The organism is Lysinibacillus sp. UBA6686 (genome assembly GCF_002455205.1).
In the GTDB taxonomy this organism is placed as follows: Bacteria; Bacillota; Bacilli; order Bacillales_A; family Planococcaceae; genus Lysinibacillus; species Lysinibacillus pakistanensis.
On the sequence record NZ_DKJS01000037.1, the window covers coordinates 19,393 to 33,127 of the forward strand.

At 36.8% G+C, this 13,735-nt stretch carries 13 protein-coding genes; 2 read left to right on the plus strand and 11 right to left on the minus strand.

Translation table 11 applies throughout. The features are described from left to right. Positions 1-149 precede the first annotated feature (149 nt). Together B2R82_RS09255 and B2R82_RS09260 are read right to left on the minus strand one after the other, a co-directional pair. Positions 150-2,309 carry a bifunctional diguanylate cyclase/phosphodiesterase gene (locus B2R82_RS09255; RefSeq protein ID WP_286924570.1) on the minus strand — a complete coding sequence of 720 codons (2,160 nt, stop codon included), beginning with the start codon at positions 2,307-2,309 and terminating at the stop codon, positions 150-152. A 202-nt stretch (positions 2,310-2,511) separates the two neighbouring features. After that, positions 2,512-3,051: an RNA polymerase sigma factor gene (locus tag B2R82_RS09260; protein WP_286924571.1), complete on the minus strand. Its 540-nt coding sequence runs from the start codon at positions 3,049-3,051 to the stop codon at positions 2,512-2,514. A gap of 210 nt (positions 3,052-3,261) precedes the next feature. Between B2R82_RS09260 and sspI the strand changes: the two genes are divergently transcribed. Both sspI and B2R82_RS09270 read left to right on the plus strand, forming a co-directional pair. Further along, positions 3,262-3,471 carry a small acid-soluble spore protein SspI gene (gene sspI, locus B2R82_RS09265; RefSeq protein WP_286924572.1) on the plus strand — a complete coding sequence of 70 codons (210 nt, stop codon included), beginning with the start codon at positions 3,262-3,264 and terminating at the stop codon, positions 3,469-3,471. A gap of 212 nt (positions 3,472-3,683) precedes the next feature. After that, the gene (locus B2R82_RS09270; RefSeq protein ID WP_286924573.1) at positions 3,684-5,063 is read left to right on the plus strand and encodes an FAD-binding oxidoreductase; all 1,380 of its coding nucleotides are present in this window, start codon (positions 3,684-3,686) and stop codon (positions 5,061-5,063) included. Positions 5,064-5,323: 260 nt separating this feature from the next. Here the strand turns inward: B2R82_RS09270 and B2R82_RS09275 are convergent, their stop codons facing one another. The 9 genes from B2R82_RS09275 to argF form a co-directional block, all read right to left on the minus strand. Further along, entirely contained in the window at positions 5,324-5,836 is a 513-nt protein-coding gene (locus B2R82_RS09275; RefSeq protein ID WP_286924574.1) for a GNAT family N-acetyltransferase, read from the minus strand. Between the two features lie 42 nt (positions 5,837-5,878). Next, complete coding sequence (locus tag B2R82_RS09280; protein WP_286924575.1) at positions 5,879-6,586, minus strand: amino acid ABC transporter permease; 708 nt, start codon at positions 6,584-6,586, stop codon at positions 5,879-5,881. Positions 6,587-6,598: 12 nt separating this feature from the next. Next, positions 6,599-7,303, minus strand: coding sequence for an amino acid ABC transporter permease (locus B2R82_RS09285; protein ID WP_286924576.1), 705 nt, complete (start codon positions 7,301-7,303; stop codon positions 6,599-6,601). 25 nt (positions 7,304-7,328) lie between these two features. Continuing rightward, complete coding sequence (locus B2R82_RS09290) at positions 7,329-8,153, minus strand: transporter substrate-binding domain-containing protein (protein ID WP_286924577.1); 825 nt, start codon at positions 8,151-8,153, stop codon at positions 7,329-7,331. Between the two features lie 393 nt (positions 8,154-8,546). Further along, entirely contained in the window at positions 8,547-8,822 is a 276-nt protein-coding gene (locus B2R82_RS09295; protein WP_286924578.1) for a glutaredoxin family protein, read from the minus strand. A 13-nt stretch (positions 8,823-8,835) separates the two neighbouring features. Further along, positions 8,836-9,837 carry an LLM class flavin-dependent oxidoreductase gene (locus B2R82_RS09300; RefSeq protein WP_286924579.1) on the minus strand — a complete coding sequence of 334 codons (1,002 nt, stop codon included), beginning with the start codon at positions 9,835-9,837 and terminating at the stop codon, positions 8,836-8,838. A 44-nt stretch (positions 9,838-9,881) separates the two neighbouring features. Further along, on the minus strand, positions 9,882-11,213 hold the full coding sequence (locus B2R82_RS09305; protein ID WP_286924580.1) for an LLM class flavin-dependent oxidoreductase: 1,332 nt from the start codon (positions 11,211-11,213) through the stop codon (positions 9,882-9,884). 175 nt (positions 11,214-11,388) lie between these two features. Next, the gene (locus B2R82_RS09310; RefSeq protein ID WP_286924581.1) at positions 11,389-12,288 is read right to left on the minus strand and encodes a LysR family transcriptional regulator; all 900 of its coding nucleotides are present in this window, start codon (positions 12,286-12,288) and stop codon (positions 11,389-11,391) included. Between the two features lie 333 nt (positions 12,289-12,621). After that, the gene (argF, locus tag B2R82_RS09315) at positions 12,622-13,587 is read right to left on the minus strand and encodes an ornithine carbamoyltransferase (RefSeq protein WP_054770936.1); all 966 of its coding nucleotides are present in this window, start codon (positions 13,585-13,587) and stop codon (positions 12,622-12,624) included. Positions 13,588-13,735 lie beyond the last annotated feature (148 nt).

Here is a 13,735-nt window from a genome sequence, read left to right on the forward strand (position 1 = left end):
TTCGAGCCTCATCAAAATCCGTGACATCTGCTGGGGTTTATTTTATTTATGCACCCACTAAATAGGTTAAACGCTATAATTTTTCCTTTTTAAATTGTAGCGGATTATAATTGTTGAGACTAGCCTATTGTTATTCATTATCTTTATCTCTAAATAATGTAGTCTTCTACATATGTAAATTGTGTTAAAATGTCTAAAGCATGTATGTGTAATTCGTTAAAGTTATTAGAGATTTGTTCTGCTGAAATCGGCTTACTGAATAAATATCCCTGGATATAATCGCAATCTCCATCAATAAGGAACGCAAGCTGCTCAACTTCCTCAATTCCCTCTGCAACAACCTTCAGTCGCAAATGCTTGGCCATCGATAAAATCATGGACACAAGTGCTTCATCATTTGGATTATGCTGAATATTTCGAACAAACGCGCGGTCAATTTTTAAGCAATCAATCGGAAAATCCTTTAAATAAGAAAGTGAAGAATAGCCAGTCCCAAAATCATCCACAGCAATTTGAATACCTAATGCCTTTAATTCATACAGCAGCTGTGTCATTTGATCAATATTCATCGTCATACTTTCCGTGATTTCTAATTGTAAATGCTTTGGTTCTAATCGTGTACGCTGCAAAATTTCCTGTACCATCTGCACTAAATCCTGCTGGAACAATTGTCCAAGCGAAAGATTTACGGCTACCTTCATAGGTGGTAATCCTTGCTCCTCCCAAGCTTTAGCTTGAGCACAGGCGGTTTCTAAAATCCATTTTCCCAACGGAATGATAAGACCTGATTCCTCAGCAATGGCTATAAACTGATCTGGAGCCACAAACCCTCGTGTTGGATGACGCCAGCGTACAAGTGCTTCTACAGATTCAATTTTACCCGTTTTTAAATTTACCTGTGGTTGAAAATCCAAATAAAATTCCTGATTAGCTAGTGCCTTATGTAAATCCTGCTCAATTAGAATACGATCAGTAACTCCGTTAGACATATAAGGTTTATAAAATAAACATCTTTGAGGGAGCTGACTCGCTTCTCTCATTGCTAATTGTGCATGCATTAGTAGTTCTTCACCCGTACAATCTTCTTCATGTAGGGCAATACCTATATTAAGATTTCCATTAAGTGAAAATAACTGTACCTGTAAGGGCTGTTTCATCACATTTCTTAAATTTAAACAGAATTGTAATAGCTCTTCTCTTGTTTTGACATGATTAATATAAATAATAAATTGGCCTTCATTAAGTTTTGTTGCAAAATAATAAGGCGGTAATATTCCTTGTATCCTTTCAGCAACAAGCTTCATCATCTTATTGGAATAGCTAATCCCTATTGATGCACGAATTGCTGCTAATCGATCAATTTCGATGGCTATAATTGCCTTTTGATGGTTATTTGCATGTAAGCTTTCCTTTAAGGTTTTCAATAATAAGTGCTCATTTGGAAGCTGTGTAATATCATCATGGTAGGCTTGAAAATGAAGCTCTTGCTGTGAATGCTCCAAATCCTGCTTGATTTTCAAAAGCTGCTGATAAGGTTTTTCTACAGTTGTATAATAAATGGCCTTTAAGAAAAAATAGAATGCAAAAAATTGATAAATAAGTGCTGAAAATCCCCAAATTGATTGCCAATCCTTACCGATAACAAAGAAAATATCACTAAAAATTAAATAGATGGCGGCACAAATAAGCCACATTACACGTTTAGGTACCTTTTTAAAATATTTACTTAGAATTATTATTGTGACAATCTGGAAAACCGCAGATGATAAATAAACAATATCATTTATTTTATTTAACTGATTCTCAAACAGTAATTGCCTTGAAGATAAATAAACTAAAAAAAGGGTAAGTAATACTAATATTAAGGAACTTCCATATGTATAATAACGATATTTCATCGCTATATTTTGTTTTGGCTTTACAATAATAAATAAAAAGCCAATAGCCAAGCATAAACGCATTATGATATGTATACTCATTACCGCATAGTGCGAATGAACGGAATAGTTTTGTTGAATAACTAAACTAGCTAATTCCAAAAATGCGGTGATAAAAAACAAATTACCTATGTATAATGTTTGATTTGATGAGAGATGTGAAAAAACAAGCCAAGATTGAATGGCAATTGCCATTGTAAAAACAATAATGAGTATTTTTATAACTAAATTCAAATAAAGATAACTTTCTTCCTTAAAAATACCATATACCTGATTACTAAAACCTAATAGGGGTACCACTAGCAATAACGGTAATACTATATACCAAAACTCCTTCTTTTCAATTTCTAAATGATTAAACCAATTTTCCAATCCAAACCCTCCATACTAAGTATATATCTATAAATTGTATAGGTAAATTTATCTACCTATCGAAAATATCATTTTAAAAATTGTATATTTTTTTGACTTCTTACAAATCATAGCATTTTTCTTGGAAGTTGTATGCAAGTATTGAAAGTATGCTAATATTCTGTGTATTTAGATATTAGCATACTTTTGTTATTTTATCCCTTTATTTTACTATAGAGGACCTCAGCCCACGTAGTTTTGTCATGATTCTAGTACGCCTCTTTTTTATGGCTGATACTGATAAATGTAATACTTGAGCGATCTCCTCATAAGTATAACCTTCTACATAATAAAGTAGTAAGATAGCTCTTTCTTCCTCCTTTACTTCAGCCAATAAAGCTTCTAAAATCATAGGACTTTTCGGACTTATTTCAAAACCTTTAACGTAATTTATAGTTTCATCATCCATAGGTGCATGCAATTCTTCAAATGTCACCTCTTTTGTCAGCTCCTTCATCAGCTCTCCCTTAACGGTTGTATAAATATAAGCTGAAAATTTACCTTTCAATGGATCTACTTTACACCAAGCCTCCCATACTGCTATCGAAGCAAGATGACGATAATAATCATAATCTTTATAAATATGGAGCTTTAAAAAGATCGACGTTATCATTGGTTGGACTTTTTCTAATACTTCTTCAAATGACTGTTCAGGTGATAGCTTATTACATTGCGGCATCCCATTTTCCTTACGACTATGCACAGTCCTTTATTCCTAGGTGCCTTTATCTTACTTATTATACTACGAACATGGCGAATACCCTTTTTGTCGATATGATCAGAAATTTTGTATAAATCCATACTATAATTCATTCAGAATCGCTATAAAATAATAAAAAATCCTATCTTTATCTGTCCTTCTATACATATTTCTTCAAAGGCTGGACAAATTATCACTAAGGAGGCGAAATAGATGAATTTTCAAATAAGAGATGCGATCACGACAAACGTACATGGTCAAACAGCGGCTGAATTTAAAGATATTGTTGAAGATGCGATCAGTCGTGGGGAAGAGCATTTATTACCTGGGCTTGGTGTATTTTTTGAAAAGTGGTGGCAGCAATCTAGTCCTACTGAGCAGGATGCATTTGTACAAAAGCTAGAAAAAGCATTTGCTCACTGATTTCAGTAAACAATGTAGGCGATGCAGTTTAGTGACCAAACACTCAAAGGTATAGAGGAACAAAGATTTTCTAAATTCTTTTAAAGGGTGATTGGTCCACATTGTTTGGGCGGTAGCTACAACAACATCAAGGCAAAATGCTAAACATTTCATTCCATTTCCAAGAAATGCATGATAAAGTTTTACTTATCAGAAAATTTGGAGGGATTGGAATGACTGTTGCTGTAGAATTAATCATCAATCAACTAAAAGAGGCTTTATTAGAAGAACAAGTATCGACAAACGAAACAGTGCGACAGCTTCATGGGAAGGATGAGTCTCATCATGCAATGAGCTTACCAGATATCGTTGTCTTTCCCCGTTCCACAGCAGATGTCAGTGCCATCTTGAAAATCGCGCATGCGGAACGTGTACCAGTCGTACCTTTCGGAGTTGGTTCAAGCTTAGAAGGAAATGCAATTCCCATTGCCAATGGTATTTCTATCGATTTCTCTGAAATGAATGCTATTTTAGACATTCGACCAGACGACCTATTGGTGAAAGTACAGCCGGGTGTAACTCGTGATCAATTGAATAAAGAATTAAAAAAACATGGACTTCAATTCACTGTCGATCCTGGTGCTGATGCAACATTAGGTGGTATGGCTGCTACCAATGCTAGCGGGACAACCGCAGTACGCTATGGGGTTATGCGGGATCAAGTTCGTGATTTAGAGGTCGTACTAGCGGATGGCTCGGTTATTCATACTGGGAGCCTTGCCGCTAAATCATCTTCTGGTTATCATTTAAATAGCTTATTTGTTGGCTCTGAGGGTACACTTGGCTGCTTTACAGAATTAACGTTAAAGGTCTATGGAATTCCTGAATTTGTAACTGCAGGGCGTGCAGTTTTTGCAACAGTTGGCGATGCTGTTAGTGCAGTAACTGCATTATTGCAGGTCGGGATTTCAATTGGCCGTGTTGAGCTGGTAGATGAAGCCTCTATTAAACAGGCAAATATTTATAATGAAACGTCTTATGAAGAAAAACCTACATTATTTTTAGAATTCCACGGTAACGAAGCTGGTATGCATGCTGACATAGATTTTGCGACAGAGATTTTCAAGGATTTCGATTGTCTTTCAGTTGAATTCGAGCATGATACAGCAGCACGCAATAGGCTCTGGCAGGCTCGCCATTCCTTAGCCTATGCATATATTCATGCTTACCCTGGGAAAAAGCTGATGTCGACTGATGTATGTGTACCCATTTCAAAACTAGCTGAAACCATTTTATATGCGCGTGAGCAACTGGAAGGCGTTGGGCTGGCAGGTGGTATTGTTGGCCATGTTGGAGATGGTAACTTTCATGCATTGCTTATGCTTGATCCAAATGATTCTGCCGAACGCGCACAAGCAGACCGCTTTAATGAACATATTGTGCAATATGCCTTACTCCGAGGTGGAACATGTACAGGTGAGCATGGAGTTGGAATTGGCAAAATGAAATATCAATCAACGGAGCATGGTACATCCCTATTAGTGATGAAAAGCATAAAGGCAGCCCTTGATCCCCATAATATTATGAATCCAGGAAAAATTTTTACTATGTAATCTTGCAAAAAAACACGATCTCGTCATTAAGACGGGATCGTATTAGTTTTTATAGGGATCTCCCTCTTAATGTCATAGGGGAAGTAGCCTTATGACCGTAGGCAAAACATGTGTAAGGTGATGAGCAATTCCTTGAAAGTAGTTGCCTTAAACGAAATAGGTTACAGCAGTATTGAAGCTCCTCAGGAAGCAACGTACTGCTATGCCACGTCAATAATCATTTAAATAGATTATTTGTACTGAAAGCCACTTAAATACTTTTATAAATCATAACGGAAACCTTTTACAAGAATATCTCCCTTACGAAAATCCTTAGATTCATCACGTACAAAACCTAATGATAAGTAAAGATTAATGGCAACCTGCATGATATCACCCGAATGTAAATATAAAGCTTGATCCTGACGAGCGCGTGCGAAGGCAAAGCTTTCTTGTAGTAATTTTTTCGCAATGCCTAATCCCCTTCCCTTAGGATGCACGCCAAGTAAACGTACAATAGTAGAATATATAGTAAGCTCTGGCAAACCATAAGCCTTTTCAGAATCCGTAAATAGCTGAAGTCCCCCTAAAATTTCATCCCCCTGCTTTGCCACTAAAATTGTTGCTGCATCAGGATTACCTACGGATGCACGAATAGCACTTAAATATGAAGCCCAATCCTCTGGGTTATGATATTCTTTCTCATATTGTAAATAGCTCTCTACAAGAACTTCTACATAACGTGCATGGTCTTCCTCTTTCAATTGTTCAATCACTATTTCCACTACTGTCATTGTTTATTCCCCTTTCTTTTTTGTCGAACCATAGGTATTTCGTCAAATGCCGCCCTTATTATAGGCAGTCACTTTTCTTTCAAGGCGATGGGCAAGCCATTCAACGACGGCTGAAACGCCCCAATAGATAAGACCAACAGCGATAAATGCCTCCAAAAATTTTAAATTTTTAGAGGCAACAATATTCGCTACACCTGTTAATTCCTTCACTGAAAGAAAAAAAGCTAGCGATGTGGCATGTAAAAAGCCTATAAAAACATTCGTAAAATTAGGAATTGATTTACTAAATGCCTGAGGTAATATATACCGTCGCATTGCCTGAGAAAATGTTAAACCAACTGCATAAGCTGCCTCTAGCTGCCCCTTAGGTACACTTAAAATCCCTGATCGAATTATTTCGGAGGCATAGGCACCCGCACTCAATGTCAAAGCAAGTAAAACAAAAAATAATATAGGAATAGAGCTGGATTGAACATTTAACTTTAATGCTTTCGCAAGAAAATCCACTATGATAGGAACCCCAAAATAAACAAGCATTATATGCATAATAATGGGTGTACCTCTAAAAAAAGATACATAAAAATTTAACAACGGTGTGAAAAATTTAGTTTGCTGGAGTCGAACAAAGGCAACAATAACACCGATGATGATGCCCAATAAGACAGGTGTAATTGTCATAAACAAGGTTAACGGCAGTACCTTACTAATTTCTTTAAAAGCTTCAAAAATAAATGCAAAATCTATGGTCATAACTTTTACCTCCTAGCTAGATACAGCTTCCTTTGGCATATAGCGATTTAGATAGCGCTCATTAGTCTTTAAAGCCCTCTCTAGCAGCATCACAATGACATAATAGACAATCGATAGTGCCAAATAAATCTCTAGCGCTCTTGTGGTAGAGGCAATAAGTGTTTCTCCTCTCCCCACCATATCCATGACACCAATTGAAAATGCAAGAGATGTGTCTTTTAAGGAGCTAATCATCGTGTTCGCTAGATTGGGAAAGGCAACACGAAGAGCCTGAGGAAATACAATCCGCACAAAGGCCTGTGTACCATTTAAGCCTACTGAATATGCAGCCTCGATTTGCCCTCGATCCACCGTTAATATCGAGGCTCTAAAAATTTCTGCAAATGCAGCAGCATTACTGAACGTGTAGGTAATAATAACAAAATACATGGCATCCATTCTTGTTACATCAATATGCACAATCTTTAATAATGCAGGTATGCCATAAAACACTAAAAATAATTGTACTAATATCGGTGTACCACGAATAAACGAAATATAGATTGTTATTATTTGTCTCAAAACATTGATATGGAGTAGCTTTGGTAAAGCAATACCTATTCCAAGCAGTATGCCAAAAAGAATCGAGAACACTAAAATTTCAAGTGTTACCGGTAAATACTGAAGTAATATTGGAAGTATTTTTGCTATAAGCACGAAGTCAAAGTCATTTGCCATACTTCCTTCACCCTCTCTGTTTTATTTAAAAGTCCACGGTATAATCATCACCTAACCATTTTTTACTTAGCTCGCTAATAACACCTTCTTCCTTTAATTCACGAATAGCATCATCAAGTCGTTGCTGGAGGATAATCTCATCTTTATTTAATAAGAAATACACTTTTGAATTTAATAATGCGTCTCCCACTACCTTTTGCTGTGCTTCATTGTTTTCGTTATAATACTTCACTGCAAATGGTGTTGTTATAATAGCATCCACACGCCCCGTCACAAGTTGGTTATTAACATCAACTGAGCCTGATGAATAGATAATATTTGCACCTAAATCGTGTTCCTTATTGTATTTCTCAATAAAGACAGCTGAATTACTAGTTGGAGAAACACTCACATTTTTTCCCTTTAAATCGTCAATAGATTGAATATCATCGTTTTTTGCATTAATCGTTACCTTTAATGGGAATACATTATAGGGCTCTTTATTAAATAGAAACTTCTCCTCACGCTCATCATTGACTTCCATTTGATGTGCAACAAAATCAATTTTTCTTGTTTCCAAACTTAGCAATAAATTTGAGAATTCCATTGTTTTAAATTCAAACTCATAATCTGGTAGCTTCTCATCAATTGCACGAACAAGCTCCACGTCATAACCAGTCAAATTTCCTTTGTCATCTAAGAAGCAGATATTTGGAAATTGTGTACCTGTACCAACAATCATTTTTTGAACTTTCTTTCCACTCTGTGCTGTATCATTCTTACTTGTATCTCCTTCAAGCTTTTCAGTACCTGCACAAGCGGTTAAAAGCAACATTAACAGTAGCAAACTTAAAAGTGTTATTTTTTTCATAATATCCCTCGCTTTTATCAATGTAAACTTAGCTGAATAGTAGCATTTATAACAAAGTGAAATTTTTTTAATGCCAAATTGGGCTTGGTAGCTCTTTTTTTGAGAACAGGCTTTTGCAAAACGCTCTAATTGGTCATTTTGCAGGAAACACAGCCTGCTCAATGTGTTGTGTTGTTAATATCCGTCTAGTTTTTATATTTGGTAAATTATTATTCAAATTACCACTGTGTAGCGATGACCAGATAAATGTAATAACTGCAATTAGTAAACTTGCAGCTGTTTGAACTACATTTGCAGTTAATTGTATCCATCAGCTAGTAATATTAACGTTATGGTGGGATAAAAAATAAAAAAGGGCGCCATTAATTTAAAGATGCTTTCATTTTATACGTTTTATGACTGTATTTTTTCTTCAGCTAGTGCTGCCTTTAAATGCTCCAGACCAAGTTCTGTAACGGCTTGATAGATACCGTCTTCACTTGAGCCAATTTCTACGACAGGTACATAGCGAATTCCATATTTTATATCGAGAATATCACGGAAAGCATCATTATGCGTTACATCCACTGTCTTATAAGGTATACCCTCCTCTTGTAAATACGTTTTTACCTCATTACAGTAGCTACAGCCTTGCTTCGACCAAATTATTACATCTCTATTTTTTGTCATAATGTTTTCCTCCTTAGCTAACCGCTTCTTTTAAATGTACTGGACTCAATAGCTCAAAAGATCGCTCACGCTCAAAATCCTTTAAGACAGGCGTATGCAAAATAAATTCATCGATTTGGTAGTTCACATGGTAGTCATCTAAAATGACTTTAATTTCTTCAGCTGTACCGTATAAAATATCAGCCTCATACTGCTCGACCGTATATTCCTCTCCAGATTCCTGACCAAATTTCTCTGCTAGCTCTACTGATTGTAGTGTCAGGCTTCTGCCACTTGCTAAATGCACCTTTGTAATTTTTTGATCACCTACCAGCTCTTTCGCTTCCTCTTTGCTTGGGGCAGCAAGTGCGGCAATGGAAATCGCAAAATGGCCGTTTGGATGGTGACTGCGATAGGTTTTAGCTGCTTGTGCCAAAACATTATTATCACTATTAATAAATCGAGCAAAGACGAATGCAATTCCTAGTTTACCTGCAAGAGCAGCACTTTCTGGGCTAGCACCGAGTAAAAATAATGTTGGCTTTATCTTCGGAATAGGCGTTGCTTGTATGCCATATAATTCGTGCTCTTTTGGTATTGATTGCTCAATTAATTGCTGTAAAAATAGTAATCTTTCCTCAAAATCTCCTCCATTATTGAGCGTGCCATATTGGAGGGCCTTTGTAGAAAGAGGTAAGCCTCCAGGTGCCTTCCCAATACCCAAATCTACTCGCCCCGGCTCCAAGGATGATAAAACATGGAAATTTTCCGCTACTTTATAGGGACTATAATGCTGTAGCATAACCCCACCCGATCCAATGTTGATTGATTTTGTTTTAGCTAGTAAATAAGATACTAATACCTCAGGAGATGTTCCTGCTAATGAATCTGTATGATGGTGCTCCGATACCCAAAAGCGTGAGTAGCCTAATTTCTCAGCTTTTTGTGCGAGTGCCACTGTCTTTTGCAAGGTCTGCTCATTTGTTGCACCCTCGATAATCGGACTTTGATCTAATATGCCTAGTGAATAGCTCATATATTGCCTCCTTAACTTTTTATTCAGATCAATTTTTCTAGGTTTTAAGAGACAGTATGTTTGACATAACGGCTTTCCTTAAACGGTAAACCTAAATTGCCACGTAATGTATCCGCCTCATACTCTTCACGATAAAGCCCTCTTGCTTGTAAAATTGGTACAACCTTATCTATAAAATCGTCAAGTGCCCCAGGTACTGTTACAGCAATAATAAAGCCATCCGCTGCCTCCTTTTCAAACCATTCCTGCACTAGATCAGCGACTTGCTCGGCTGTTCCGAAGAAAGCTGTTTTTGGTGTTGCCTCACGTAAAGCAACTTGTCGTAATGTCAGTCCTTCTTGTTTGGCATATTTTTTTATATAATCGGTTGTACTTCTAAAGCTATTAGCTCCTATATCACCAAGCTCTGGGAATGGAGCATCCACATCATACTGTGTAAAATCATGATGATCAAAGTATCGTCCTAAATAAGCAAGTGCACGTTCTATGGATACCAGCTCCACGATTTCCTGATATTTAGCTTCAGCCTCCTCCAGCGTTTCACCAATAATCGGAGATATTCCTGGGAAGATTTTAATTTCCTGTGGATTACGTCCAAATGCAATAGCCTCTGTCTTAACCCTTTGATAAAATTTCTGTGCCTCATCTAAAGATGCACCATGTGTAAAAATTGCATCTGCATCCTTAGCTGCTAAACGGATACCTGCATCAGACGAGCCAGCCTGAAAAATAACAGGCTGACCTTGCCTAGAGCGTGCAATATTAAGTGGTCCCTGTACAGAAAAATATTGCCCCTTATGGTGTAAGGTATGTAGTTTATGTGGATCAAAAAACACATCCTGTTCTACATCTGCAATAAAAGCATCATCGTCCCATGAATCCCATAAGCCCTTAGCCACTTCTAAATATTCTTCAGCAATTTGATAGCGCTCTGCGTGACTAGGATGCTGTTCTATAGTTCTATTGTAGTTTAAGGCAGTGCTTTCTAAAGGAGTTGTCACAACATTCCATCCAGCACGTCCCCCACTTATATGATCCAATGAGGCAAATTGACGTGCAACTGTAAAAGGTTCACTGTAGGAGGTAGATACTGTGCCAACTAGCCCAATGTTTTTTGTTGCTACTGCTAATGCTGATAAAATAGTTATTGGCTCAAAGCGATTTAAAAAATGAGGAATTGATTTTTCGTTGATAAACAAGCCATCTGCAATAAACACTACATCAAATTTCCCTTGCTCTGCCTTTTGTGCCTGCTGGATGTAAAATGGTAGGCTTACACTTTGATTACTTGCTACCTTTGGATGACGCCAGCCTGAAATATTACCACCTACACCGTGAATAATTGCTCCAAATCGAATTTTGTCCTGTCTCACCATATTCATTTCCTCCTCAAACTTTATTTTTACTAAACATAGTGGTTAAGTATGTTTTTAATAAAAAAAATAATACTCCATAAATCAATTAGGGTTGAGGAAGATATTACAGCTCAACGCTGCAATATGCAATAGGCTACATAATAGAAAAAAATTTACTGTTTGATAAAATATTTTATCAATCTATCTTTTCATAGCTACTTTCAAATTGCTCAGCAGTTTCTATTACCTTTTCCCAAAAGGCTGGAGCTAGTGTATCCTTATTGTTATAAGTTAAAAAAATATGTTGATTCATATCCAGTAAGTGCTTGACATCAATCTCTACAAACTCACCACTTTCAAGCTCCTTTTTTACACAGAGATGCGGTAAAAAACTCATATATCCTTGCGTCCGAATAAATTCTTTCGCTACTTCTAAATGATCTGTACGCACTTCAATATTTGCAGTGACGCCCTCCACCTCAAATAGCTTATGAACATAATTCCAATCAAAGGCCCCACATTCAAAAAACACCATTTTTTGCTGAGCTAGTTCTCTTACTTTAATTAGCGTATTGTGCTGAAAAGAATGTTCGCGATGCATCACGAGTTTAACAGCATTATTTAATAATAGCTCATTGCTAATCCCTTCTCGATGCACATATTGGATAAGGCCAAAATGGATTTGATGACTTTGTAGCTTTTCTAATATTATATTTGTTGACCCCGTTACAATTTGAAAGCGTAAATGCGGATAGCTTTCCTTCCATTTTGGTAAAGCGTACGCTAAAAAATATTGGGCTGTCACTCCATTAGTACCAATGCACACTTCATCCGTCTCCTGAGTTTCCTCTAACTGCTTTTTTCCCTGTTGGAAGGTTTGCACAATTTGTGTCGCGAATGGTAAAAAATCCTTGCCCTTATCTGATAAAATTACACTTCGCCCATCTCGATGAAATAATTCAACATTTAGTTCTCGTTCTAATGATTTAATGCGCGCAGTTACAGTCGGCTGAGATAAAAATAACGCATTAGCAGCCTTATGGATACTTTTATAATGCACGACATATAAAAATGCCTCGATATGATCGATATTCATTTGAAGCCCTCCCCTAATTATTTATTTATCCCATTATATAGATAAATACTTTTATTCTCTATAATAAGATTGGAAAACTAGGTAATATACTTGTTTGATTTGCAATGAAACAGAGATATCACAAAAATAACACAACAAAAAAGTAACCTAGCGTCTCCCAGGTTACTTTACTATGTAGCGATGTGGCCATCCATCTTGACAACGTACATCGCGCGTGGCTTACATCCCTCTGTCTGTAGACCACTGTTATGTTATTCACATTGACACCCTCTGTTATTAATGTGAACTCTGTATATATCGTACTTCTCAACCCGAGAAGCATATGTCAAAAATTTAAGCTAAAATAGATGCAAGTACTGCTTTTTGTGCATGTAGTCTGTTTTCTGCTTGCTCAAAGATGTAAGAATTAGGGCCATCAATAACAGATGTCGCTACTTCCTCTTCACGATGTGCAGGTAAGCAGTGTAAAAACATATAATTTGGCTTTGCATAGGAAACAAGTTCATCATTAATTTGATAACCCGCAAAGTCTTGAAGACGTTTTGCTGCTTCTTCTTCTTGTCCCATGGATGTCCAAACATCTGCATATACTACATCTGCATTTAACACCGCTTCTACTGGATCATTTGTGATTGTAATGGTACTGCCATTTGCCGCTGCGATAGCTTGTGCTTTTGCGATAACCTCTGTATCACATTCATAGCCAACAGGCGTTGCCACTGCCACGTTCATTCCTACATGTGCAGAAGCGACTACTAATGAGTGCGCCACGTTGTTGCCATCTCCAACATATGCAATTTTAAGTCCTTTTAGTTCACCTTTATTCTCAGCGATTGTTTCTAAATCCGCCAATGCCTGACATGGGTGATATATATCTGTTAGTCCATTAATAACTGGGATAGTTGCATGCTCGGCAAGCTCCTTCACCATAGCATGGGAATTTGCTCGAATCATAATACCATCTAAATAGCCTGACAGTACGTGTGCTGTATCATAGATTGATTCACCACGTCCAATCTGCAAATCACGCGCATGCATAAACATACCTTTTCCGCCCAATTGATTCATGCCTACCTCAAAAGAAATACGAGTACGAGTTGAATGTTTTTCAAAGATCATGCCAAGTGTTTTACCTTCTAATAGCCTTGGACATTTTCCTTCTTTTGTTATAATTTTCAGTTGTGTTGCTAATTCCACTAACTGCTGAACCTCTTCACTTGTATAGTCTAACAAAGTTAGTAGGTCTTTACCCTTTAAGCTAGACACTAACTTTAACTGTACTTCCTCAAGTAATTTCATAGCCTTCGCTCCTTGTTCTGTTGCTGTTGAAATAAGTATAACATGCATAAATATAAAATCAACTGAATTTTTATGTTTATTTTCAAAAATTAGAAATCTACAATAAAATATGTCAAAAATGCGTCTCTTTGAATATTTATGCATATTT